This window comes from Nitrospira sp. (genome assembly GCA_024760525.1).
GTDB lineage: Bacteria > Nitrospirota > Nitrospiria > Nitrospirales > Nitrospiraceae > Nitrospira_D.
Window position 1 is genome coordinate 3138778 of sequence record CP060499.1, and the last position, 24464, is coordinate 3163241.

The 24464-nt window shown below is 58.2% G+C and carries 22 protein-coding genes; 5 read left to right on the forward strand and 17 right to left on the reverse strand.

Annotation, left to right across the window (positions count from 1 at the left end):
* Positions 1-48: 48 nt before the first annotated feature.
* The 11 genes from H8K04_14775 to H8K04_14825 form a co-directional block, all read right to left on the reverse strand.
* The gene (locus H8K04_14775; GenBank protein UVT15074.1) at positions 49-378 is read right to left on the reverse strand and encodes a hypothetical protein; all 330 of its coding nucleotides are present in this window, start codon (positions 376-378) and stop codon (positions 49-51) included.
* Positions 379-404: 26 nt separating this feature from the next.
* The gene (locus tag H8K04_14780) at positions 405-2000 is read right to left on the reverse strand and encodes a methylmalonyl-CoA mutase family protein (GenBank protein ID UVT15075.1); all 1596 of its coding nucleotides are present in this window, start codon (positions 1998-2000) and stop codon (positions 405-407) included.
* A 40-nt stretch (positions 2001-2040) separates the two neighbouring features.
* Positions 2041-2940, reverse strand: a complete 900-nt coding sequence (locus H8K04_14785; GenBank protein ID UVT15076.1) for a 3-hydroxybutyryl-CoA dehydrogenase — start codon at positions 2938-2940, stop codon at positions 2041-2043.
* Between the two features lie 19 nt (positions 2941-2959).
* On the reverse strand, positions 2960-4144 hold the full coding sequence (locus H8K04_14790) for a thiolase family protein (GenBank protein ID UVT15077.1): 1185 nt from the start codon (positions 4142-4144) through the stop codon (positions 2960-2962).
* Complete coding sequence (locus tag H8K04_14795) at positions 4141-5277, reverse strand: 2-oxo acid dehydrogenase subunit E2 (protein ID UVT18002.1); 1137 nt, start codon at positions 5275-5277, stop codon at positions 4141-4143. The genes H8K04_14790 and H8K04_14795 overlap by 4 nt, the downstream gene beginning before the upstream one ends.
* Before the next feature lie 106 nt (positions 5278-5383).
* Complete coding sequence (locus H8K04_14800; protein ID UVT18003.1) at positions 5384-6379, reverse strand: alpha-ketoacid dehydrogenase subunit beta; 996 nt, start codon at positions 6377-6379, stop codon at positions 5384-5386.
* Positions 6380-6406: 27 nt separating this feature from the next.
* Positions 6407-7405, reverse strand: coding sequence for a thiamine pyrophosphate-dependent dehydrogenase E1 component subunit alpha (locus H8K04_14805; GenBank protein UVT15078.1), 999 nt, complete (start codon positions 7403-7405; stop codon positions 6407-6409).
* Between the two features lie 21 nt (positions 7406-7426).
* The gene (locus tag H8K04_14810; protein ID UVT15079.1) at positions 7427-8179 is read right to left on the reverse strand and encodes a hypothetical protein; all 753 of its coding nucleotides are present in this window, start codon (positions 8177-8179) and stop codon (positions 7427-7429) included.
* Positions 8160-9173, reverse strand: a complete 1014-nt coding sequence (locus H8K04_14815; protein ID UVT15080.1) for a fumarylacetoacetate hydrolase family protein — start codon at positions 9171-9173, stop codon at positions 8160-8162. The genes H8K04_14810 and H8K04_14815 overlap by 20 nt, the downstream gene beginning before the upstream one ends.
* On the reverse strand, positions 9170-10276 hold the full coding sequence (locus tag H8K04_14820) for a homogentisate 1,2-dioxygenase (GenBank protein ID UVT15081.1): 1107 nt from the start codon (positions 10274-10276) through the stop codon (positions 9170-9172). The genes H8K04_14815 and H8K04_14820 overlap by 4 nt, the downstream gene beginning before the upstream one ends.
* Before the next feature lie 32 nt (positions 10277-10308).
* Entirely contained in the window at positions 10309-10902 is a 594-nt protein-coding gene (locus H8K04_14825; protein ID UVT15082.1) for a VOC family protein, read from the reverse strand.
* A gap of 241 nt (positions 10903-11143) precedes the next feature.
* Between H8K04_14825 and H8K04_14830 the strand changes: the two genes are divergently transcribed.
* The 4 genes from H8K04_14830 (at position 11144) to H8K04_14845 (ending at position 16090) form a co-directional block, all read left to right on the forward strand.
* Positions 11144-11899 carry an iron-containing redox enzyme family protein gene (locus tag H8K04_14830; GenBank protein ID UVT15083.1) on the forward strand — a complete coding sequence of 252 codons (756 nt, stop codon included), beginning with the start codon at positions 11144-11146 and terminating at the stop codon, positions 11897-11899.
* 119 nt (positions 11900-12018) lie between these two features.
* Positions 12019-12981, forward strand: coding sequence for a helix-turn-helix transcriptional regulator (locus tag H8K04_14835; protein ID UVT15084.1), 963 nt, complete (start codon positions 12019-12021; stop codon positions 12979-12981).
* Between the two features lie 91 nt (positions 12982-13072).
* A complete protein-coding gene (locus tag H8K04_14840; GenBank protein UVT15085.1) occupies positions 13073-15016 on the forward strand; it encodes an acyl-CoA dehydrogenase family protein in 1944 nt (647 codons plus the stop codon).
* 75 nt (positions 15017-15091) lie between these two features.
* A complete protein-coding gene (locus H8K04_14845; GenBank protein UVT15086.1) occupies positions 15092-16090 on the forward strand; it encodes a zinc-binding alcohol dehydrogenase family protein in 999 nt (332 codons plus the stop codon).
* Between the two features lie 63 nt (positions 16091-16153).
* Here the strand turns inward: H8K04_14845 and H8K04_14850 are convergent, their stop codons facing one another.
* Positions 16154-16648, reverse strand: coding sequence for a hypothetical protein (locus H8K04_14850; protein UVT15087.1), 495 nt, complete (start codon positions 16646-16648; stop codon positions 16154-16156).
* Positions 16649-17146: 498 nt separating this feature from the next.
* Between H8K04_14850 and H8K04_14855 the strand changes: the two genes are divergently transcribed.
* Positions 17147-17500: a cytochrome c gene (locus H8K04_14855; protein ID UVT15088.1), complete on the forward strand. Its 354-nt coding sequence runs from the start codon at positions 17147-17149 to the stop codon at positions 17498-17500.
* A 166-nt stretch (positions 17501-17666) separates the two neighbouring features.
* Here the strand turns inward: H8K04_14855 and fdhF are convergent, their stop codons facing one another.
* The 5 genes from fdhF to H8K04_14880 all read right to left on the reverse strand — a co-directional run bounded on the left by fdhF (position 17667) and on the right by H8K04_14880 (position 23688).
* Positions 17667-20378, reverse strand: coding sequence for a formate dehydrogenase subunit alpha (gene fdhF / locus H8K04_14860; protein ID UVT15089.1), 2712 nt, complete (start codon positions 20376-20378; stop codon positions 17667-17669).
* Positions 20375-21874 carry an SLBB domain-containing protein gene (locus H8K04_14865; protein UVT15090.1) on the reverse strand — a complete coding sequence of 500 codons (1500 nt, stop codon included), beginning with the start codon at positions 21872-21874 and terminating at the stop codon, positions 20375-20377. The genes fdhF and H8K04_14865 overlap by 4 nt, the downstream gene beginning before the upstream one ends.
* A gap of 24 nt (positions 21875-21898) precedes the next feature.
* A complete protein-coding gene (locus tag H8K04_14870) occupies positions 21899-22369 on the reverse strand; it encodes an NAD(P)H-dependent oxidoreductase subunit E (protein UVT15091.1) in 471 nt (156 codons plus the stop codon).
* Between the two features lie 49 nt (positions 22370-22418).
* The gene (locus H8K04_14875) at positions 22419-22931 is read right to left on the reverse strand and encodes a universal stress protein (GenBank protein ID UVT15092.1); all 513 of its coding nucleotides are present in this window, start codon (positions 22929-22931) and stop codon (positions 22419-22421) included.
* 349 nt (positions 22932-23280) lie between these two features.
* Positions 23281-23688, reverse strand: a complete 408-nt coding sequence (locus H8K04_14880) for a MarR family transcriptional regulator (GenBank protein UVT15093.1) — start codon at positions 23686-23688, stop codon at positions 23281-23283.
* Between the last annotated feature and the right edge of the window lie 776 nt (positions 23689-24464).

Sequence of the window (24464 nt, forward strand, 5' to 3'; positions counted from 1 at the left end):
ATCACGACCTTTTTACGGGTCCTGTCACGACGAACAGCCCCACCGTGCTCACTGAAGACCCGGCCGGCTCACCATCTCGCCGGCGCGCACAAACCTGGCGCTCGTTATTCCTCGCGCCGTGCGCCCCATCCCCCAGTGGGGCCCTTCCGTTGCGCGCGGTGGGGCACCCCGTTCGTCGCGCCACCCGCTTGATCCACCCCCCTCAACCTCTCCCTCTAACGGCTCAGCTGGAAGGGATGGGGCCGAGTGGCGCGTCTTATCCTTTCCATCCTCCCCTTCGGCGGCGGTGATCAGGATGCGTCCAACTGCGCGCATGCGACGAGCACCGCCCGCTATGATTGCAATCAGATTTGCCTTGTGTGCGCGTCGCGCGAGCACAGGAGGCATCCTGATCGCCGCCGCCATCACAACACCACTGGTTCCCGATACGTTCCGAACACTTCCTTCAAGGCCATGCAGATCTCACCCAACGTCGCCTTGGCTTTCACTGCCTCAAGGAGATACGGCATCACGTTCTCGCCGCATGAAGCTGCTTCCTGCAGGGCCTCGACAGCGCCGGCCATCCTGAAGGAATCGCGACATTTGCGCAGGTCCGACAGACATGCCGCCTGCTCACGTTCGACCTCCGGCCCTATCTTGAGCATCGGAATCGAACGCTCCTCTGAGTCCACGTACTCGTTGACGCCGACGACGATCCGTTCGTTCCGTTCCAACTCTCGTTGGTACCGCTGCGAGGCATCGAGGATTTCACGCTGCGGGAATCCCTGTTCGATCGCCCTGACCATACCGCCCATGTCGTCCAAGCGACGGAAGTAATCCAAGGCCTTCTCTTCGAGGCGATTCGTGAGGCTCTCGACATAATAGGAACCGCCGAGAGGATCGATGCTATTGGTGACTTCACTCTCCTGCGCGATGATCTGCTGCGTACGCAGCGCCAGTTTTACCGCGCCCTCGGTCGGCAGCGCGAGCGTTTCGTCCATCGAATTGGTATGGAGGGACTGCGTGCCGCCCAAGACGGCTGCGAGGGCTTGGATCGTCGTGCGAACCACATTGTTCATGGGCTGTTGCGCGGTGAGGGAACAGCCGGCGGTCTGCGCGTGGCACCGGAGCTGCGCCGAACGCGGATCGTTCGGCCGGTAGCGCCGCGTCATTTCGCGGGCCCACAGTCGACGGGCCGCCCGGAACTTGGCGATCTCTTCGAAGAAATCGTTGTGCGCGTTGAAGAAGAACGAGAGCTGAGAAGCGAATCGGTCCACCGGGAGACCGGCTTTCACCGCCGCCTCCACGTAGGTCAAGCCGTCGTAGAGAGTGAAGGCCAATTCCTGTACGGCGGTCGAGCCTGCTTCCCGGATGTGATATCCGCTGATGCTGACGGGGTGCCATTTGGGCACGTTCTCGACACAGAATGCGATGGTGTCGGTGATCAGGCGGAGTGAAGGTTCCGGAGGAAAGAGCCACTCTTTCTGAGCGATGTATTCTTTCAGGATATCGTTCTGCAACGTGCCGTCCAGCTGTTCAAGACGGATACCGCGCTTCTCCGCCACCGCGAGGTACATCGCGAAGATCACGGCGGCCGGGCCGTTGATCGTCATCGAGGTGGTGACCTGGTCAAGCGGAATCCCGTCGAAGAGCCGTTCCATATCGTCGATCGACGAGATCGAGACGCCGCAATGGCCGATCTCGCCGTGCGCGAGCGGGGCATCCGCGTCGATCCCCATCAGGGTCGGCATGTCAAAGGCCACGCTCAGTCCGGTTTGGCCATGTTGAAGGAGATATTTGAAGCGGCGATTGGTATCTTCGGCCGACCCGAACCCGGCGAATTGGCGCATCGTCCATAACCGACCACGGTACATGGTCGGATACACACCTCGGGTGTATGGAAATTCACCCGGCGCGCCGAGCTCTTCGTCCGGGGACCAGTCCTTCAGATCGTTGCGTGTATACACACGGCTGGTATCGAAGCCTGAGAGGGAGGGAAATCGCGGTTTGCGCTCTTGCATCGACCTGCTCCGGATCGTGATGAAGAACCGAGGCCCTAGATCAAGACTTCCTGCTTACTGCTTCTTGCCGTTCGTGCCTCCCTTCGTAGACATAAAACCCGCGGCCGCTTTTCCGCCCCAGCCAGCCCGCTTCGACATACCGGCTCAGCAAGGGGCACGGGTGAAATTTTGGATCACCCAAGTCTTGATACAAGACATGACAGATGGCCAGCACCGTATCCAGGCCGATACGGTCGGCAAGCGCCAATGGACCCACGGGATGATTGGCACCCGTCGTCATGGCCCAGTCAATGTCTTCTGCGGAGGCCACACCTTCTTCCAATGCGAACACGGCCTCATTGATCATGGGCATCAGCACACGGTTCACGATAAATCCCGGCGCATCCTTCGCCACAACCGGCGTCTTCCCTAAGCGCTTGGCCAAGTCCAGCGCGAGCTCGGTCGTTCGTTCGGAAGTTTCCAGTCCGCGCACCACTTCCACGAGCCGCATCACGGGTGCAGGATTCATGAAATGCATACCGATGACGCGGTCCGGCCTGCCGGAGGCGGCTCCCAACTTCGTGATCGAAATAGACGAGGTATTGCTCGCAAGGACCACCTGCGGCGCGCAGATCCGGTTCAACTCGGCAAAGAGTTCCCGCTTCAGCAGTGGATTCTCCGGGACCGCTTCAATGACCAGCTGCGTGTCTCGCAAGCGGCCGCGCTGCGTCGATGGATGAATGAGTTCCAACGCCTCCAGCGCTTGATGATTGGTAAGACCGCCTCGCTCGACTGCGCGTTCCAACCCGACGCGTATTTTTGAGACGGCCTCGGATAACGGCGGCTCGGCGACGTCGACGAGGAGCACGTCATAACCGGCGGTGGCGCATACCTGGCTGATGCCGCAGCCCATTTGGCCGGCTCCGACCACGCCGATGGTCTTGATATCAACGAGCTTCACGATTCACCATTGATGATTGCTATCGTTCTACGATCATCGCCAACGCTTCCCCGCCGCCGATACAGAGAGCAGCCAAACCGCGTCTCGCTCCCCGCGCGGCCATGGCATGAACCAGTGTCGTGAGGATGCGCGCTCCGGTTGCCCCGATGGGGTGGCCGAGCGCGACCGCCCCGCCGTTCACATTCACCTTCTTCTCATCGAGTCCCAATTCCCGATTGATCGCGAGAGAGACGGCTGAGAACGCTTCGTTGATTTCGAACAGATCGATGTCTCCGATCGTCATGTCCGTCTGCTTGAGTACCCGTCGAATCGCATCAATGGGCGCAATCGTAAACCATTCCGGCGCCAGCGCTGCTCCGGCATATCCGACAATCCGGGCCATCGGAGCGAGCCCGAGACGCGCAGCCTCCTCCTCCGCCATGACGACCAGCGCGGCTGCGCCGTCGTTACAGGAAGGGGAATTGCCGACAGTCAGGACGCCGTTGTCCTGGAATACCGGCTTCAGCTCACGCATCTTGCTGAGATCCACTCGATTCGGTTCCTCGTCCTCCGCAACCGTCATCGCCGGTCCCTTACGCTGCGGCACTTCGATAGGCACAATTTCCTGTTGAAAGGTTCCGGTGGCGATCGCCTCGCGCGCGCGCCGATAGCTCTCGAGCGCGAAGTCGTCCAGTTCTCTTCTCGTCAATCGATATTTGGCGGCACAGAGCTCGCCTCCGTTGCCCATATGGAAATCGTTGTAGACGTCCCACAGTCCGTCTTTGACGAGACTGTCGACCAATTCCGCATGTCCCAGGCGATATCCTTGCCGAGCCTTCTCCAGCAAATATGGCGCGCGGGTCATGTTTTCCATTCCCCCTGCCACGACAATGTTCGCTTCTCCAAGGGCAATGGCCTGGGATGCCATGATGACCGTCTGAATGCTTGACCCGCAGACTTTGTTGACGGTCGTTGCTCCGATCGAATTCGGAACTCCAGCCCCGATGGATGCCTGCCGTGCCGGCGCTTGTCCCAAACCGGCGCCGAGAACACACCCCATATAGACTTGGTCCACGCGTTCCGGCGGCAGTTGAACACGCTTCAACGCTTCGACAATGGCCGAACTGCCCAGTTTCGTCGCCGGCACCTGGCTGAACAGGCCGTTGAAACTTCCCATCGGCGTCCGCGCGGCGCTGACGATCACTGCTCGTGATATCCGGTTCATAAGACCTGCTCCCAACGACTCTGTTCGACATAGTGCCTGACCTTGGCCATGAATCGATCCGCGGTCGCGCCATCGATGACGCGGTGATCGAATGACAGACTGAGGTAGCCCATCCGTCGAATGGCGATGGCATCATCGATGACGACGGCCCGTTTCTGAATTGCGCCGACGCCCAGAATGGCGATCTGCGGCTGATAGATGATCGGCGTACTGAACAAGCTGCCGAATCCGCCATGGTTCGTAATCGTAAACGTCCCGCCTTGAACCTCTTCAGGGCTCAATTTCTTGGACTTAGCCCGCTCGGCGAGATCCCCGATTTCCTTTGCCAGCAGCGTCAGCCCTTTACGATCCGCGTACCGCACGATCGGGACCAGCAGTCCTTCCTCAATCGCCGTGGCGATCCCGATGTGGATATCTTTCTTGACCACGATCCCTTGCTCTCCCCATGACGAGTTCACAATCGGGACATCTCGGATGGCTTTGGTCGCGGCTCGGACGACAAACGGGAGATACGTGAGTTGTCGCCCTTCTCGGAATTTTGCAATCTGTGAAAAGTCGGCTTCGAAAAAGGTGGTGACATGCGCGGAGGTGTGCTTGCTTTTGACCATCCGATCCGCGATGGTCCTGCGCATCTGCGTCAACGGGCGAATGTCTTCGCCCATGGATGACTCGCCGCCTGCAGGGGCGACCTTGAGCTGCGCTCCGTTCCCGGCGAGAAAGTCGAGCAGATCCTTCTTGGTTACGCGGCCGCCTGACCCGGTTCCCTTCACCCGCGAAAGATCGATTCCATGCTCCCTTGCCAACTGCCGAACCGCCGGAGAATGGTGTTGGTCCCCCGCCGAGGCCTTCGCCATAGGACGGACAACGACTCCTCCAACTCGATTGACGACTTCCGAAGGCGGAAGACTGTCGATGTGCGCCAGCAACGTTCCCACGGGGACAGTCTCGCCCTCATGAACGGTGATCTCGTTGAGCCGACCGGTGGCAGGCGAAGGAATTTCCAATGTGACTTTTTCGGTTTCGACTTCCAAGAGCGATTCGTCTTTTTGAATCGTCCCTCCGACTGGAACAAACCATCTGATCACCGTTCCCTCGGCGATGCTCTCTCCAAGCTGAGGCATGATGATGTCGATGGGCACTCGGCACCTCGCCGGACGTCAATGGTCACTCATGAGTCGAAGGCATGACCTCTTCTGCTCGTTCTTTCCCCGGCGCGCCACACCGGACCGATGGCGTGCCTCAATACGCCCCCAGTCTCCGTGCCGCGGCAACGATGTCGCTCGTCTTCGGAAGGAAAAATTCCTCCAGCGGCGTGCTGAACGGCACCGGCGTGTCCGGCGGCGCAATACGAACAATCGGCCCATCCAAACAGTCGAAACAGTCCTCCGCCAACAGCGCCGAGATTTCGGCCCCGACGCCGCCGGTCTTGTTGTCCTCATGTAGAACAATGGCTTTGCTGGTCTTGCTCACCGACGAATAAATGGTTTCCTTATCGAGGGGAATCAGCGTGCGCAAGTCGACCACTTCCAGATCGATTCCTTCATGAGCCAAGGTCTGAGCGGCCTCGAGCGCGAGATGGACCATCGCGCCGTAGGTAATCACCGAGATGTCGTTGCCGGTCCGCTTGATATCGGCCTTTCCCAGCGGGACGACATAATCCTCCTCCGGGAGCGAAGACTTGATGCGCCGGTACAGGAATTTATGCTCGAAGTAGATCACCGGGTTGGGGTCGCGAATCGCCGCCTTGAGGAGCCCCTTCGCGTCGTACGGTGTGGACGGGGCGACCAACTTGAGTCCCGGGGAGTGGAAGAACCAGCCTTCCGGACATTCAGAATGGAACGGCCCGCCGTGAACGCCGCCGCCGAACGGAGCCCGAATAACCATGGGCACCGCGGCTCCCCACCGATAGTGATTCTTCGCCGCCACCTCAGTGATCTGGTCGAACGCGCATGAAATAAAGTCGGCGAACTGCATCTCCACGACCGGACGCAGCCCCATCATCGCCGCCCCAATGGCGGCGCCGACAAAACCGGATTCGCACAACGGCGTATCTAACACCCGCCATTCTCCGTATTTTTCGAGAAAGCCTTCGGTGATTTTGAACGCGCCTCCGTAGGCCCCGATATCTTCACCCATCAGAAATACCCGCTCATCCCGGGCCATTTCTTCGTCCAAGGCTTGTGAGATCGCTTCCAAGTAACTCACTTCTCCGGCAGCTTGCGTCGTGGTCGTCATCATCGGAGGCTCCTTCCTGGCCGGCAGTCAATGACTGTCGGCGCTGTCCGCGAACACGCCTAGCAATACGTCCGGTCCTTCGGGCAGCGGGCTCTGTTGAGCGAATTCCACACCGGCTTCGACTTCCCGCTTCACACGGTCGACGACTTCCTGAAAATACCTCTCCCCGCCATACCCAAGCGATTGGAGCAGCTTCTCCGCTTTCAGGATCGGATCTTTCATCTTCCACTCCTCCAGCAACTCGCGCGGGACATATTTGGCTGGATCATGCTCGGAATGGCCGTGCATCCGCATGGTTTTGAACTCCAGAAAGGTCGGTCCTTCCCCGGCGCGGGCTCTCGCGATCGCCTGTTTCGCCGCCACATAGACCGCGGCGAGATCGTTGCCGTCCACGATCTCGCCCGGCATGCCGTACGCCTGAGCCCGATCGACGACGTTCGCAACCGCCATCTGCAGACGAAGCGGGGTGGAATACGCGTATTGGTTGTTGTTACAGAAGAACACGACGGGGAGCTTTCGTACCGCCGCGAAGTTCATGGCTTCGTGAAAATCGCCTCTGCTTGATCCACCGTCACCGGTTCCCGCAAAGACGACGCGGGATTCTCCTCTGATCTTGAATGCCAGCGCCGCACCGGCCGCCACGGGTAGATTGTCCGCGAGATGGCTGACGAACCCGAAGACTCCCCGCTTCAGGTCGCCCATGTGCACGTTCCCGTCTTTTCCTTTGGTCGGACCGGTCTTCTTTCCAAGGTACTGGGCGAGAACTTCGCCCGGCGTGAAGCCTCGAATGAGGAAGGCGCCCATGTCCCGGTGAAAGGGAGCGATGATATCGTCGCGTTCCAACGCGGAGGCATACCCGACCGCGATCGCCTCCATTCCGTGACTCGTATAGACTCCGCCGACAATGCGTCCCTGTCGGTAGAGCGCGGTAATCCTGTCCTCCAGCGCTCTGGTAAGCCTCAGGTAGTAGTACATCTGGAGTAGATCGTCTCGCTTGATCTCTCTGGCGATGACTGCACAGTCCATGACCACCTCCAAGCCACAGGCTTACAGAGCCGGCATGTCCCTCCATGAGAGCAACGGTTTGTTGTCTCTGCATAGAGGACAATGTTGTGGCTCCCATTGAGGCATGTCGAGATCCGTCGTGTAATAAAATGGATGCCGTGCGACGAGTTCATCCATCAGCGGAAACTGACCGCTGTCACGGCGGGCGAAGACCATCATTCCTGCCAACAGACCCCCATTGTCCGTGATGACTGTCCCGAGTTTACTCACGCAATTGCCGCGTGTCGTGACATCGTTGAGCGCCAGGAAACGCTCACCGGCCGTAATGGCGCCGGCGGTAATGTCCGTGCCGATTCGTCCTGTCTCACAGCTATACGGCGTCAATCCGATGCGCACTTGCATCGTGTCTCGAAGCTCGGACGCGATAGCTCGGGCAAGTTGCTCCGCGGCTGAGCTCGTTGCCACGACTCCGGTTATGGGACGGTCTTGAAACGTCTGCCTGATCCAGCCGGCCATGTCTCCGGCCAACGTTCGGATGAGTTCAGGATAACGCGCGATCGAATCGAACCGTAAATACGTGGCGGTGTGATGCCCCGATACGACCTCCACATGGGTATCGAAAAAGACGGATCGGGACATACGCAGTACATGCAGGATGTCTTCCGTAGTCAGATCAGTGTGCGAACCGGGGCGGATAATAGCTCTCAGCTTTGCGTCCATCGTCGGCCCGTCATAGAGCGCACGATGTCGTTCCATCACCTCCGAGAGGACCTGCTCAACCATGCCGATAAGCATCTTCACCCCCTTGTGCTTCAGTCACCACACGGGTTCTAAGAACGCCGATCGGCTGGGTCTCCAGCTCCACCACGTCGCCCGGCTTCAAATAGCGGTCTATCTCCAGCCCGCATCCGCCGCCCACCGTTCCCGAACCGAAGATATCTCCCGGATAGATCATTTCACCTCTCGACACATGCGCGATCATTTGAGGGAAGGACCAATGGATGGTCCCGAATCGTCCTCGCGACCACTCTTCTCCGTTCACCCTCGCGATCATCGTCAACGCGCCGAGATCCGCGATCTCATCGGGAGTCACGAGACAGGGACCCAGTGCGGTCGCGAAGTCCTTGCCCTTCGCCGGCCCCAGTCGACAGGCCATTTCTTGGAATTGGATGTCGCGCGCGCTGAAGTCATTCATGATCGTGTATCCCGCGATATAGTCTCCGGCCAGCCGTTCGGGTATGTCGCTACCCCGGCGCCCGATCACGCAGGCGAGCTCCAGCTCGTAATCCAACTTCGTCGTGTGCAGCGGCCATGAAAGATCCTCGTCCGGCCCGATGATGGTGCGGTGGTTCCCCTTGTAGTAGACAGGCGCCTTGTACCATTCAGGAGGAATCGGCTGTCCCCGCTTCTTCGAGGTCGCAGCGATATGATCTTCAAACGCGATAAAGTCCCGGAGCGAAGATGGATTGGGGAGAGGAGCGACGACTTGAACCTCTGCTCCTTTATACAAAATCGTCTCACCGAATGGCCCTGCGACTGATGTGGGTAGCGCGGTGACATAGTCTTTCGCGCGGCGTGCCGCGGCCATTGTGGATTCTCCTCCTTCGAGGAACTCCAACATGGTGGGCGGAACCTGCGCATCGGCGATGCGACGCGGTTGCGCTTCCTGTTGATCCGCCAACCACCGGGCGTAGGCCATGTTCAAGTCTATGACCCACTGGAGATGTATGGCTCCGACTCTTGTGAAGGGTCCGACAGGAGTTTTCACTTGGAAACTGACGAGTTTCATGGGCGACTCCAACTCAATGCGTAATCCTTGATCTCCACAGCTTCCATCTCCGGCTGAACCGTGAAGGGAGTCTTAGACTCCACCATCACCGCCACCTCGGTTGTGTACGTCTTCGTTCGGCTGCCTTGGACCGCCTGCGGTTGTGGGCCGTGGTGGATTCCCTGGGGGTGCAAGGTGAGCATCCCCGATCGGATACCGGCGCGGCTGAAGAACTCTCCATCATGATAGAAGAGCACTTCGTCGTAGTCCGTATTTCGATGGTAAAAAGGCACACGCAACGCCTCCGGATCGGTTTCCAGCGGTCTTGGAGCAAACGTGGAGATCAGACACCCGCCGGCTTGAAACGTCTGATGGACGCTTGGCGGCAAATGATAGCGGGGACTGACGACCGGCCTGAAATCCCGCACATTCAGTTTCGCCGCCCATAGGTCTCCTTTCCACCCGACCACATCCATGGGATAGAAAGGATAGACAACTCGCGTCCAGACGCCTTGACGCTTGATCCGCACTTCCCATGCTCGACCGACCGTCTCTACCGGCTCCACCGTTTCCAAGTCCGGAGCGACAAGCACGCCTTTATCGAAAAGCGCGTGCTGTCCGAGCGCCCCCCGATCCGGCACCGTCAAAGGAAGAGGTGTTTCAATAGTGAGAAAAACGGAAGGGCCTGCGTCGACATGAATTCGATAGGTCGTACCTTTGGGAATCAAGACGTAATCGCCCGGCTCATAAGCCAGAAACCCATAGTCAGTCTCAAATCTTCCAAGACCCTTATGCACGAAATGAACTTCGTCTCCATCCGCATTGCGGACGAAATAGGGCGTCGTTTCATGTGGACAGGACAGGTAGAGATTGGCATCCGGGCTGTGCAGCATCAGCGCTGACTGCGTGGGGACCGCCAATGCGGTTTCAGGGAACTGCGAGCAGTCAAAGGCCCGTGGCTTCAATGTTCCTTCGATCGCGGTCCATGCAGTCGGCGGATGCCGGCGATAGAGGTGGGAAACGGCGCCTACAAACCCGTTTCGCCCATGTTCTTCTTCGTAAAGCCCCTCGGGAATCCCGACATGAGCTTGGTTGGGGACTTTTCCTCTCTTTTTGAGGTACATGACCGACTCCCGACGAACATCGGATCACGCCGTCACGATGCCTTTTTCATTCGCTTCTTTTGCTCGCTCCTGGGCATGGAAGGTGAGTCGTAATCGACGATCGTCCGTGTCACGCCGGAGGCTTGCTCACGCTCGATATCCTTGTACAGCGATTCCACCGTGCTCCGGACAAATGTCCTCGACGTTCCTTCTCCGTGCTGCCGCTGCGTCAACTCGATAAACAGGCCGCTGTTTAAAAACAGGGGATAGGTGAAGCGCTGTTTGAGCGGTCCGAAGCCGTCCCTCCCCTCTTTCACCGGCCCACTGAACCGCACGCCATGCGCCTCCCACTCCCGGCACACCGTTTCGATATCGTCGACCTCGAGGGCCACGTGCTGGACGCCCTGTCCGTACCGTTCTATGAATTCATTGATTTGAGACTTCCCGATCTTGTCTCTGCCTTGCATCAGGGCAATCTTGGCGTTTCCGCGCTGGACGACGACGGTATCCATGGACGACGTGTCGCTTCCCACGTCTCTTGCGGACCAGATCACCTCGAACCCGAGAATCTTGGCAAAAATGAATTCTGCGGTTGCCAGATCGTCGACGCAGAGAGTGACGTGATCAAAACCCGTGCTCTGTTTCATGGTGCCTCCGGATCGCCATCAAGGACCTCTAGTTTATAGTATTATTATATTGCATAATCGAATATTACTATTTTTCTTATGCTATGGCAAGACGCTTTATATGACTATATTTAATTACAAGTCTTCGTGCTACTACTAATTGTTATAGAAGTCCATAATTGCACACTATTGCTGTAATGATATAGAATATATATCATCATGGATGCCGAAACAGGCCTCGCCAGGAACCTCGGAGGTGCCTATGACTTTCTACCAAGAAATGAGGCAACTCGTGCTCCAACATGGAGCCATCAACAACTCCTACCTCGATCGCTTTCGCTCCGGAGACCTCACCGACGGCGAACTCAAAGAATTTGCGGTGGAGTTCTACAACTTCGCCAGATTTTTCCCGCAAGTTCTCGTCGCTCAGCTCGTGAATACCGAAGATGAACAAATCGCCGACGAGCTGACGAAAGTGCTGTACTCTGAATTGGGTGACGGAGAGACTCGGCGTCGCCACGAGCTGCTGTATCGTGACTTTTTGCGGTCTCTGGGGATCGGTATTCACGACGCGATGACCCGCTCCATGCTGCCTTCAACTCGTGCCTATATCGAAGGGATGGAGAGGCTATACAGTGATGGCAATCACGCAAAAGCCTTGGGCGCCTCATTCGGTCTTGAAAACATGGCCATCACGATGTGGGATCATCTGATCCCGGGTCTCATGCACCTGAAAGCCGCTCGCCACCCGCACATGGACCTGACCTATTTCACCTTTCACCGGCAGTTGGAGCAGAGTCATGAAGAAGCCATGAAAGAGGCCGTTCAAGTCATGGATGGTGAACCAGGATCGGCGACTCTCGCGGTTCAGCAGGAACAAGACTTTCAAGAGGGCGTGCAGGCAGTGTTGAACTATCTGGAAGGATTTTGGCTGGGACTCGATGAGCGGCGATCCGGCAACATCCGACAGTCGGCACAGAGCGACGTGCGAATGACGGTCACTGAGCAGTACCGATGATGGACATGTGATGGGAGATTGGAGTCAAGATACAACTCTTTGCGGTGGAACCGCCGGTGGAGTGCGTCACTCCCCGCAGACCACCCCTAAATATGAGGTCATCCTATGATGAGGTCAGCATGACGGAAATCGCGGAATACTTCGAATTGGTCAAGGGACGGTACGGATTGAGCAGCGATTACGCCTTGGCGGAGAAACTGGGAATCGCTCAGCCGGAAGCCAACCTGATGCGCCGAGGGCTCAAAGTCCCCAAGCCGGAATTGTGCATCAAGATCGCCAAGCTCCTGAACAAAAATCCGGTTGAACTCCTCCTGATCGCTCAAAAAGACAAAGCCCCGAAACAGGCCAAAGAGTACTGGACTTTGGCCCAGACCGCCGTCGGTGTCATGCTCCACGTTCCGAAGAGCCCGAAATACATTCCACGCAAAGTAGCAGCCATCGGCCAAGAACTCCGCCAGCTTGAAACACAGACGTTGCTCTACGAAGGCGCCGAAGCAAATGCGGAAGCCGTTCGGCTCGTCCAAACCGCGGAACAATCCATGGACGCCATCATGGAGCGATGGAACATCTGGAAAAAGGGAGAGGCCTTGTACCCAAGCTACCTGTTGGCCAACCAAGCGGCGGTCAAGCGGGGGGTTACGATTCGCCGCCTCATAGTCCTGACGCGCGAACAGATGCGACAAGAATCGGTCGTCACGGATGCCATCCAGGTCATGGATGACCAATATCGGGCCGGCATCAAGATCTTCTTTGCGTTTCGTGAAGAGCTGGAACGGGCGGCCGCCTTTCAACGTTTCGAGGAAGACTACAGGCAACAAGGGGCTGCGCGCGATCTCAATACCGCCATCTTTGACAGAGAGATTCTGATCTTCTCCCGATCCTACGGGCAAGTCCAGCTCGGCATGGTGGCGCCCACCATACCGATTACGATGATCAACCAACTGGAAATCACGTGGAAGCCGGAGTTGTTGCGGGACCTCGATCCGGCTCCGCTCTTCGACATGACCCGATATGTGTTCGAATTTTGCGAACCCCGGGCTTTCAAGAAGGAATTGGAGCGATTCACGAGGTCGGTTGCATGAAATTCCCTTCCGAGCCGTGCGCTCGATCCGTCAATCATCATGCACTGGAGATGACGAGACCCTGGAACCGATGACCGTCTAAGGAAATATCATGGCCGCTCTGTTCAAAGGGTTCGAACGGATCGAAGAAGCCAGAGAGCGATTGGCAGGCCGGAGTTTTATGGTGGGGCTATTTGCGGGAAGGCCCGACTTTTCGCTCCTCCTCATGCCGGACGAGTCGCCGGAAGACAAGGCTTCCTGGGAAGCATTCCGCCCACGCCTGGAAACTTTTCTCAAGACGAATGTCGATCCCGATGAAATCGAACGGACCGCGAGAATCCCCGACTCCGTCCTGAAGGGACTTTTCGCGCTCGGCGCCTTCGGCATGAAGATCCCCCGGCAGTACGGCGGGCTCGGTTTCTCGTACACGAACTATGGCCGCGCGCTCATGCTCATGGCGAGCTGGAGCAACGCGCTGGCTCTCACAGTCGCCGTGCCGCAATCGATCGGTATCGCGATGCCGATCCTCATGTTCGGCAACGAGGAGCAGCGCCGCACGTACCTTCCGCTTGTGGCGCGGGAGGCAATATCGGCTTTCGCTCTCACGGAACCGATTACCGGGTCTGACGCCGCAAACATTGCGACGGAGGCCGTCCTGGATTCCAGCGGAACGGCGTTTGTCGTGAACGGGGAAAAGCTATGGTGCACGAACGGCCCCATCGCGCGCTACGTGACGTTGATCGCACGGGTACCGGCCAAACGGAAAGCGCAGAATGGGCAAACGAGCTGGGAACCGGTTCCCGCCGGCAAAGAAGCAGATGATCACGTGCACACCGCCTTCATCCTCGATATGCACACACCCGGTGTCCATATTCGACAGCACTGCCAGTTCGAGGGATGCCGGGGCATCGAGAATGCTCACATGACGTTCACGGATGTTCACGTCCCGGCGGGGAATGTCATCGGTGAGGTCGGCCGAGGGCTCAAGTACGCGCTGACCATCCTCAACGTGGGCCGCGCGGTCAGCATCCCGGCCATTTGCTTGGGCATGGCCAAACAAGCTTGGCAACCTACGCTCGATCGGGCGAACCAGCGCCTCACCTTCCAGAAGCCTTTAGGCACCAGGCAGACGCAACGCATCAGGCTGGGCCGCATGGCCGCGAACCTCTTCGCGATGGAGGCCCTCGCGTTCACGGCGTGGCGAATGGCGGATCAGCACACGTTTGACGTCCGGATCGAAGCGGCTCTGGCCAAGCTGTTCTGCTCCGAGAGAACGATTCAGTTCTTAAAAGACGCCCAAGTCATCTTCGGCGGGATGGGATACGAAACAGCCCATTCCAAGTGGGTCCGTGGAGAGCCTGCGTTCGGCATCGAGCAGCTGGTCCGCGATGCGGAGATGTACCGAATCGGAGAAGGGGCCACGGATATCCTGCGACCATTCGTCGCCCGCGAGGGTCTCAACATGCATCTCGAAAGAGCCGGGCATCTCTTCGACGAACGAACGACGGGCATTCGTCAATTCATCGAGTTGCGCCGACTCCTCCAATTCTACGCTCCTTGGTACATGAGCCAATGGAGAAGTCGCCGACTACCGCCACGCCCGGAATTCCAGCGCTCCAATGTCCGCTCCAAGCTGCTATTCGTGGAGCGTGCGAGCCGTCGACTGGCGCGGACGATCTTTTATGCCATGCTGCTTCATCGGAAGACGCTTCAAGACGATCAGGGCCGGCAAAACCGGATCGAAATGATCGGCGAAGATCTTCTGGTGATCGCAGCCACGGCGCTATACGCCGACACACAGGAACGGATCGCCGCGCATTCGGACGTTTGGGAACTCGTGGAGGGATATGTTCGAGAAGCGACGGACCGGATCGCTCATAACACTCAAGGATTGATTCGTAATCGGGACGCAGGGGTGGCATCCATCGGGAGCAAGGCCCTGAGCGGTCGATATGCTTCACTGACCGATGGAATCATACAGCGTGCTCTTCAAGACTACGTGAGGCGGGAGAGGGCCTTGAAGCCCGATGAAGAGCATATGCGTAAGGTGGTGTGATTCCAAGGGGACGTTCGAGGAGAGCGTTCGGACACATTCACCCATCACAAAATACATCAGAGCAAAGATCAACGCATGCGTGCCTGGTTGATGGATTCCTATAACGGAGTTGACCAGTTGCGTCTCGGCGAGGTGCCCGATCCTCAGCCCGGGGCGGCAGAGGTCCGGCTCAACGTGCGGTATGCCGCGCTCAATCCGGCGGATGCCTTTCTGGCACAAGGGCTGTATCCGGCCAAGCCCGTTCTGCCTCATATTCTCGGGCGCGACGGCGTGGGCAACGTCGAGAGCGTGGGATCGCGTGTGAACAACATTCGCAGGGGTGACACAGTCGGGATTCTGCGCTGTGAAGCGGGAGTGGAAATCCCGGGAACCCTGGCTGAGAAAGTCGTGGTTCCTGCGGACAGTCTCGTCCGTATCCCCGCCGGTTGGTCCCTCGAAGAAATGGCCGGCGCCCCGCTCGTCTTCTTAACCGCCTGGCAGGCCTTGACTCAGTGGAATGATCCTCCGGCTCCGCCACCAGGGGGATCGGTTCTCCTCATGACCGGCGCGTCGGGTGGAGTCGGCGTGGCATCGGTGATGCTCGGAAAATCGATGGGTCTGGTCGTCGTAGGTCTATCGCGCGATGCGGAGAAGAGAGCCAAATTGAACGCGCTGGGAGCGGACTTCGTATTCGATCCTGCGGCCCACAACCTTGTGAAATCCGTCTCAGCGGCGATCCATCCCAAGAGAGTGGACCTGGCTATCGACTGCGTCGGCGGCAAGCTGCTCTCTCACGTCATCGCGCTTCTCGGCCATCGTGGCCGAATCAGCATCGTGGGCCGGAGCGGAGGCGTAGTTCCGGAGTTCAATCCAGCGACCTTATTATTCCGGCGCATTTGCATCGGCGGCGTCGCGGTTGGAGACTACACAAGCCAGGCCGCACAGGCAGCGTGGGAACACATTGTCGGTCGGCTGAAGGCGATCGGACGCCATCCACAGGTAGACAGCGTGATCCCATTCGAAGCCGTCATGATGGGATTCTCGAGACTCGCGCAGGGTCCCATGGGAAAAGTAGTGATACGGGTGGCCGACTAGCATGGCTTTAGACGGCTTGGGTCAAACGGGCTCCGCAACGAGAGGGCCGAGCCCGTCACCGTTCTACTCCTTCCACCCTTCTATCCAAATTCCGACATAATACGAGAGCATTACCACGCACAGCATGATGAATACATGTTCCGCCATCACCGTCCAGGGTGCGATTCCTTGGGTTCGCGCCAGGAAAAAACTAAGGACGGCAATGAGGAAAAGGCCCCAGAGGATGCTTGCGAGAATTGCGATCGGAAGAGGAGCGGCGAGCACCGGCACGATGAAGCTCAACGCGATGACAAATTTTGCGACGAATGTCGCGATTGTCGATTCCCAGACGTGTACAGTCGAACCGGTGTTCTTCGATTCCTCCGAGAGATGGATGCCCATCGCATCCGACAGAGAATCAGCAATGGCGATGGTGAGAATCCCGCCGAGTACAACCGCTTTCGAATGAGTGCTCGAGTCCAGCCCCACCATGAGTCCGATGGTGGTAATAACGCCGGAGGTCAAACCGAACGTAAACCCGGTCTTGACTGATGGCTTAACACTCCAAGTCTTGGTCACGGCTGCACTGCGACTTTTGCCGCACGTTTCCGAAGGGAGAATCTCTCACAGTTGCCATGAACCTTCCTCGATCCGGGCATTCTCCGTCCGAACAAGGAGAGAGGCTCCATGGCCAGGATCGAAGCAAGCCCAGTGCCATGTCTCTTTTATTGATTGGCCCGGTTATTATCCGAATAATCTAATCGTCGAAGGCATATCGCTGTAGCCTTTTGCGACAGGATTGGGCTTTTGTCACCATTCTCTTCGATAGTCATGGGTCATGCCGACGCTTGCTTCCGCTCTCATTCCATCTCCGCAGACCGTCGCTAGAGTCTTACTTTTCCATCACGGGGGCCGCACACCGGTAACGGTTCACTGACAACATTGCGCTCGACATCTTCCATCACCCCTGATACTGTGCCGCCGCGACATCCGGGTGCCGGCGACAGATTCGAAGCCATGATCGGTTTTTAGGAGAGAACACTGCGGTTCGGTCGTATCAGGATTGTGAATGCTGTGATGAGACTGGTCAGTTCAGTGATCCTTCTCACACTGACGGCAGCGGGCATACTTTCTATGCCTCCGCATGGAAAAGCGACCTCTCGATCCGCATCGGATCGGATGGCAAAGGGGAAACAGGTCTACCTTAAGCATTGCGCCGGGTGTCATGGTTCCGAGGGAAAAGGGGACGGGTACAAACTCCTCGGCGCCGATCCGGCCAACCTTACATCGCCGGCGACACAAAACAAGTCGGATGCGGCTCTTCTCACCTCCATACATGAAGGAAAAGCAACCATGCCTTCATGGAACATTCGCCTGTCTCAGCAGGACGCGCGCGATGTGCTCGTGTATGTACGGACTCTCGCCAAGTAGCCATACGCGAAACTGAATCAGAGACTGCTCGGTTCTGGAGACCGTCTTCATCTGAGAATAGTGTTCAAGCGCCGAAGAGATGCTCCGCCGAATCGCAGACGGACAGAAGCATTCACGATAATACATGCCCGCAGATGATCCGGGCGTATGCCTCTGCCGAACCTACCTACCTGCCTGCGTCAGGCGTCTTTCCGTCCACCGGTTCAACGCGCACTACGGAGACCTTGTATTCAGGACATTTGGAGCTTTCATCTGCGCTGGACGAAAGCAGGCTGTTCACATCCGAGCCGGGGAAATGAAAGCTGGTGAATAATTCGCCCGGCCGCATGCGCGTGCTGGGCCGAACCGGCAGAACGGCCGCGCTTCGGGGACTCACAAGGCGTACCATCTGATCTCCATCCAACCCCAGGCGAGCACAATCGTCGGGATGCATTTCAAGCACGTCACGGTCTACTAAGTCGATGAGAGGGGTTCTCCTCGTCTGTGCGCCGCAATTGTAATGCTCCAAAATACGCCCGGTGATCAGCACGAACGGATAGTCCTCGTTGGGCTGTTCACCCGGCGGGAGATAATCCACGCCGACAAAACGACCTTTGCCTCTGGGAAAACCGTCTGCATGCATGAGCGTTGTCCCCGGATGTTCGTTGTCGAGCACCGGCCACTGTAAACCGTCCGGCTGATCCAATCGTTCGTACGTCACACCGGCCAATATCGGACTCAACGCCGCTATTTCCTTCATGATCTCGGAAGGATGTCCATAATGCATCGGGTATCCCATTCGGCGGGAAACTTCGCAGACTACTTGCCAGTCCGGAAGAATGCCGTGAGGTGGGTCCACCACCTTTCTGATGCGCTGAATGCGCCGCTCCAAGTTGGTAAAGGTTCCATCTTTTTCCAGGAATGACGCGCCGGGGAGCACAAGATGCGCAAATTTCGCGGTCTCGCTCATGAAGAGATCCTGCACCACGAGAAACTCGATCCGCGACAGAGCCTCTCTCACTTTTTTGAGATTCGGATCGGTCTGCGCCACGTCATAGCCTACAATCCACAGCGCCTTCAGCCGTCCATCGAGCGCCGCCTCCCACATGTCCGGAATCTTCATACCTCGTTTGCTCGGCAAAGGCTTTCCCGTGATGGACTCGTGCCGCGCCGCCACCACGGGATCGCTCAAGGATTGATACGCGACGAAGTGCGTCGGCAGGCAGCCGGAGTCCGAAGCCCCTTGTACATTGTTTTGTCCTCTCAGGGGGTTGATGCCGGTGCCGGGCCTCGCGATGTTGCCCGTTGCGAGGGCAAGATCGCACAACGCCATGACGCCGTGACTGCCCCAGCGATGCTCCGTCATCCCCAGACCATGAAGGGCAAGCGCCGCCCCGCTTTGAGCATACATCCTGGCCGCACGGCGAATGTCATGGGCAGGCACACCGGTCAGCCGCTCGACGGTCTCCGGCGGATAGGCTTTTACCGTCGCGAGCCAGTCCTCAACCCCCTCGGTACGCCCGGCGATGAAACTCTGATCGAGTAAGCCTTCCTCGGCGATTACGTGCCCGAGACCATTGAGGAGCGCCACGTTGGTGCCGGGCCGCAATTGCAGATGAATCGTGGCTACCCCAGCGATCTCGGTCCGCCGCGGATCGATGACTATGAACGGCACGCCTCGTCGGGCTAGCTGAAGCAGTTTGGCGCCAAGGACCGGATGCGACTCGGTCGGATTTGCACCGACAACGAGAATCAGCTTGGCGTCGTCCAGATCGCGAATGGAATTGGTGGCAGCGGAGGCGCCAAGCGTCTCCATCATGCCGGTCACGGTCGCGCTGTGGCAGACGCGGGCACAGTTGTCGATATGGTTCGTGCCCATGACGCAGCGTATAAATTTGCCGAACAGATAATTTTCTTCATTGGTCCCGCGGCTTGAGGAAATTGCAGCGACGGCGTCCGGACCGGCTGTCTCTCTGATCCGGCTGAACGAACGGGCTACGAGATCCAGCGCCTGCTCCCACCCGACGGCTTTCCAACCATCGCCTTCGCGGAGCAGCGGTGTCCGAATTCGATCGTCGGCATCGTTGTACGTCCACCCGAACCGGCCCTTCAGGCAGGCATGGCCATGATTGGTCGGGCCATCGTCGGCCGGCACCATGGCAACGATACGGCCGTCTCGAACACCGGCGTGAAAGGTACATCCGACTCCGCAATACGCACATGTCGTGCGGACTTGACGAGTGGCAGGGCCGTGCTCGAGCACGGTTTTTTCAGATAGAGCCCCCGTTGGACATTCTTTGACGCAGGCGCCGCAGGAGACGCAATTCGAGTCGGCAATCCGGCTGTGCCGGCCGGTGCCGATAGCCCCGCCCCATCCCGGCCTCACCGCGAATCCGCTTCGAATCATGGAGACAGCACGAGCAGGCTGAATCTCATCGCAGGCCCGCACGCACCGTGCGCATGAAATACATTTGACGTTGTCGAATGTAAAGAAGGGGTTGGACTCGTCGCGGATTTGATCGCGTTGTGCGCCGACCGGATATCGAACGTCGGTCACACCATAGAGATCCGCCAAGCGGGTCAGCTCGCCGAGAGACTCAGTGGTTGGACGCTCGGATAAATAGAGCTCGATCACATTCCGCCGATACCGAGTCAACTGAGAGCTTTCCGTCGCAACGACCATCCCATCACGGACCGGCATGGAACATGTCGCATGGACGCCCTTCATGCCCTCGATTTCCGCAAGGCACAGCCGGCAGGATCCGTACGGAGCGAGATGCGCCGACGCACACAGACTGGGAATCGCAATGCCGGCTCGAATGGCGGTTTGATAGACGGTATCGCCCTGTTCAGCAATGACCCGTTTCCCGTTGATGGTGATGTGTGCCATCGGTGTCATGGGTCAATGTTGCGCAGCCTGCTTCGGAACTCCGGTCCGAAATGTTCAATCGCGGTGAGGACGGGATAGGGGCCGCGCGCGCCATGCGCGCACAGGCTGGTCGCTTTCATGGTCTCGCCGAGATCCGCCAGCAATTCCAGATCCACCGGTGTTCCCTGGCCCCGTTCGATGCGTTCCAACAGTTCCCGGCTCCGGACGGATCCGATACGGCATGGAATGCATGTCCCGCACGATTCCTCAGCGGTAAACGTCATATAGTGCCGTGCGAGCTCCACCATGTCAGTCTGATCGTCAAAGACGACGATGCCTCCATGTCCCAACACCGCTCCGGCATCGTTGAAGGCATCAAAGCACAGGGGAATGTCGAGTTGGGATTCAGGAAACAAGCTTCCTAGTGGGCCGCCGACCTGCACGGCTTTGAAGCGGCCTCCGTCCGCCATGCCGCCGCCGAACCGCTCCAGCACCTCGCGGAGTGTCGCGCCGAACGGAATTTCAATCAGGCCAGGCTGCCGGATACGGCCTCCGAGTTGCAGAGCCACCGTTCCCTTTGATCGTTCCGTACCCAGAGCCAAGTGCCAGGCAGCCCCCCGGGAAACAATTTCAGTGACCGTCGCGAACGTCAGCACATTGCTGACGATGGTCGGCTTCCCATAGAGACCTGCCACCGCGGGATACGGCGGGCGGACCTTCACCATGCCGCGGCCACCCTCGAGCGAAGAAAGCAGCGCCGTTTCTTCACCGCACACGTAAGAACCGGCTCCGCGAAATACTTCCAAGCGAAATGGTCGTCCCTCGACCGTCAGCACCCCTGCCCGCTCAGCCTCAGTGATGGCGGCGCGCATAGTCTCGGCGGCAGCCGGATATTCCCAGCGGCAGTAGATATAGCCGCAATCTGCCCCGATGGCCTTGGCGCAGATCAGCATGCCTTCGATGAGCCGGAACGGCTCTCCTTCCATGATCATGCGATCACAATAGGTCCCGGCATCGCCCTCGTCCGCGTTGGCGACGACGTACTTCTGATCGGAGGCGGTCCGCTGCGCGATGTCCCATTTATTCCAGACCGGGAACGCAGCGCCGCCCCGTCCACGCAGGCCGGAAGCTTTCATTTCCTGGATAATCCTTTCCGACGACCAGCCTGCGACACGATCGGCGGCCTGCCAGCCGCCATGCGCACGGTACTGCGTCAGCGAGAGCGGCTCGGTTTGACCGAAGCGACTGAAGACGAACCGCTGCTGCTGTGCCAGGAACGGCACGTCCGCCAGTTGCACACCCCCGATGCCCGCCCGGATGCGTGGCAGATCGCTCAGCGTCGCCCGCGGCCAGAGCAGACGGCCAGCCGGGCTATCGCACTCTACGAGCGGCTCCAGGAAAAAAGCGCCGCGACTCGACGTCCGGACCATCTGCAGGTCGCGTTCTCCCGCCCAGGCATGTGCAAGCCGATCAGCGCCGGCTGCTCGCGCCGAGGTATCGTTGGAGAGATACAGCGTCGTGGTCATAGCTTCGGACAGGTGCGAGTTCTCCTACGGATGGCTCTCGAGAATTGTGTGCAGTTCTTCCGGACCAACTCGGCCATAGATTTGCTCGTCCACCATCACGGTTGGCCCCACTGCGCAATTGCCAAGGCAGTAGACCCGTTCAATCGTGAGGCGTCCATCAGAAGTGGTCTGTCCTAGACCGGCACCAACTTCATGGCACAGTGACTCGAGCAGAGCCGTCGATCGATTCGCCACACACGCTTCTCCGAGGCACACACGAACAACGTGTCGGCCTCGAGGGACGGTATGAAGATCGGGATAATATGACAGTACGCCTGTCACGTCGGCTTCCGTGACTGCAAGTGTGCCGGCAATCAACGGTACGGCCTCAGTCGGCACATATCCGAAGGCCTCTTGAACCGCCGACAAGACACTGAGGATATGTGCTCGGCGGCCTGGCTCCGGACGGTGTGCGCTCAGCAGGACGGTGAGTGCTCCTCTGACCCGCTCCGTCAATGCGTCACCCCTTCAAGCATCACACCGCGTATCCACCGTCCATTCATCTTCATCGCGATGTTTCTTTCTCTGGTGGGAGTACGTTGAGTAGTGCCGGGAGCGGGACGGTGAGGACCGGACAGCCTGCGGTTCTCACGACTTTTTCCGCCGTGCTCCCAAAAAACAGTTTGTCGACGCTGCCTGCGCGGACCCCATAAGTGCCCATGACAATCAGATCGATGGGCTGGGTGCGAGCCACTTTAGCAATTTCTACAAACGGAGCTCCTTCCAGAATGAGTCTGGTGCAGTTCGCGCCTTTGGCTTCGCCGGATTCCATGAGGCGGCGTAGGTTTACGCGTGCGTGATGCCGAAGCCGCCGGCGTTGACTCGCAACATCGGACGGCACTGTGGAGAGCCCTACACGCTGGATGGTCGCCACTATGCTCGTGTCGATCACATGCAGAACGAGGACCTCCGAGCCCGACATGCGCGCAAGACGGCACCCGATCCGAAACGCTTCGTTCGAACAGGGGGAAAAGTCGACCGGCAACAAAATCTGATTGAACAGAGTCGTTTCGCCCATCGACCTCCCCCCAGCCTACATGACTGAGCAAGCACGATGCCTACGGCTTTAACTGGTGCTGCGTACGATAAATCCGGCCAAAATGAATAGGCCGCACGTTCGTGCAGGCCCGCCGGGGCCTGCTGCTACAGTTCGTACAAGAATACTGTGGCAGAAATCATCATTCCCAAAGTTTTTGACATGTGCCTGAGACCCTGTCGACACTCGTTGGGTCGCCGGTACAACGGGCGGAGGAACGATCCCAATTGCATTTCATGCGCGTAACGAATACCACCGGCGGGCGAGGAACCGAGCTGGTGCAATCCAGTCTGTCGGGATCGCGTCTGAGCGGTGCAAAATTCTGGGGTGGTTAAGCGGCTTTGCGGCTATGGACAAGAGAAAAGAGTCTGTCCGTCACTTCTATGTTCTGTCTGATCTTCCGAGCCAGGGCTCTGCCTTTTACGGTCAGCCGTAGCAGGAGTGTTCTCCTGTTCTTGTGGGTCTGTGTTTTGTGTAGCCATCCTTTTCGCTGACTGAGCTGTATGGTCTCGACCATGGATGGGTGTTCAATGCATAGCGCCGACGCGATCTCGACCAATTTGCACTGAGGGTGCCGATCAAGATAGAGCAACATTCCGGCCTCTACGGGAGAGACCTCAAGGGCCTGCAATCGGTGGCGGAACAAGCCTTGAAGACGAAGAACCGTTTCGAGAGTCGAAAGCTTGCCGGCGTTCGTTTGAGGAGCCATTTCGGAAGTATAGCTTGAAAAAGGAGGCATACAAAGAAATAACCTGCATTTGAATCCGGGACAATTCCCCGCCCAGCCGGCATACGGCATCTTGAGTAAAGGAAATGAATCATTATCCGTTCTTCACCCGCTGGTGGTTGCCGAAGGGTCGATTCGTTCCAGCTCAGGCCATGCCATCCGAACCGATGCGGTCAGTTTCGTGAACTCCTTCGTCTTGCTAATGACATCTTCGCTGTGTGAATATGTCGGAGGCCTGCATTGCACCTTGTTCGGCTCAGCTTCTCCAACGATCACCATTCAACATGGCCAGTGAAGCATTCTGTGTTGAATGGCATCAGTCTCCGCGAGGTCTGGTTCGGGGCAATAGGCCCGCAAAAAATCCTCCCCGATCTCTGATGCCCACACCGGCGGTTCTGGTTGAGACGTGGATACACACAGAAACCACGCCGGGCTTCATTGTGATTAGTTGTCAACCGATACGGGCAGGAAGGAGATAGGGCCCTCTATGTCGACGGAAGCAGTCGGTTATCTATGGCATCTGACTCCGAGAGGATGGGTCTCTGGAGCGCCACCGCCCGATCGTGTTGAGACGTGGCTGGACACCCATACCTCTTCCAGCACTCCTACTCCACGTTGGCGCCTCGAGTGGGCGTCTCCGAAACATACTGAGGCAGACCGAAAGGCCTTAAGAAGGAAGATCCGTAGACCAGTCCCGGCGTATGATGACGCCACCTTAATATCCTGGGGCTTTCCTCTGCCCTAGTCTTACCTTGCCATAACCGACCATACCGCCACTCAACCCCGCG

Coding starts and splice junctions, on each gene's coding strand:
- H8K04_14780 (UVT15075.1), bottom strand. CDS start 2,000: ATGCAAGAGCGCAAACCGCGATTTCCCTCCCTCTCAGGCTTCGATACC.
- H8K04_14790 (UVT15077.1), bottom strand. CDS start 4,144: ATGAACCGGATATCACGAGCAGTGATCGTCAGCGCCGCGCGGACGCCG.
- H8K04_14800 (UVT18003.1), bottom strand. CDS start 6,379: ATGACGACCACGACGCAAGCTGCCGGAGAAGTGAGTTACTTGGAAGCG.
- H8K04_14805 (UVT15078.1), bottom strand. CDS start 7,405: ATGGACTGTGCAGTCATCGCCAGAGAGATCAAGCGAGACGATCTACTC.
- H8K04_14810 (UVT15079.1), bottom strand. CDS start 8,179: ATGCTTATCGGCATGGTTGAGCAGGTCCTCTCGGAGGTGATGGAACGA.
- H8K04_14815 (UVT15080.1), bottom strand. CDS start 9,173: ATGAAACTCGTCAGTTTCCAAGTGAAAACTCCTGTCGGACCCTTCACA.
- H8K04_14820 (UVT15081.1), bottom strand. CDS start 10,276: ATGTACCTCAAAAAGAGAGGAAAAGTCCCCAACCAAGCTCATGTCGGG.
- H8K04_14825 (UVT15082.1), bottom strand. CDS start 10,902: ATGAAACAGAGCACGGGTTTTGATCACGTCACTCTCTGCGTCGACGAT.
- H8K04_14830 (UVT15083.1), top strand. CDS start 11,144: ATGACTTTCTACCAAGAAATGAGGCAACTCGTGCTCCAACATGGAGCC.
- H8K04_14835 (UVT15084.1), top strand. CDS start 12,019: ATGACGGAAATCGCGGAATACTTCGAATTGGTCAAGGGACGGTACGGA.
- H8K04_14840 (UVT15085.1), top strand. CDS start 13,073: ATGGCCGCTCTGTTCAAAGGGTTCGAACGGATCGAAGAAGCCAGAGAG.
- H8K04_14845 (UVT15086.1), top strand. CDS start 15,092: ATGCGTGCCTGGTTGATGGATTCCTATAACGGAGTTGACCAGTTGCGT.
- H8K04_14855 (UVT15088.1), top strand. CDS start 17,147: ATGAGACTGGTCAGTTCAGTGATCCTTCTCACACTGACGGCAGCGGGC.
- fdhF (UVT15089.1), bottom strand. CDS start 20,378: ATGACACCGATGGCACACATCACCATCAACGGGAAACGGGTCATTGCT.
- H8K04_14865 (UVT15090.1), bottom strand. CDS start 21,874: ATGACCACGACGCTGTATCTCTCCAACGATACCTCGGCGCGAGCAGCC.
- H8K04_14875 (UVT15092.1), bottom strand. CDS start 22,931: ATGGGCGAAACGACTCTGTTCAATCAGATTTTGTTGCCGGTCGACTTT.
- H8K04_14880 (UVT15093.1), bottom strand. CDS start 23,688: ATGCCTCCTTTTTCAAGCTATACTTCCGAAATGGCTCCTCAAACGAAC.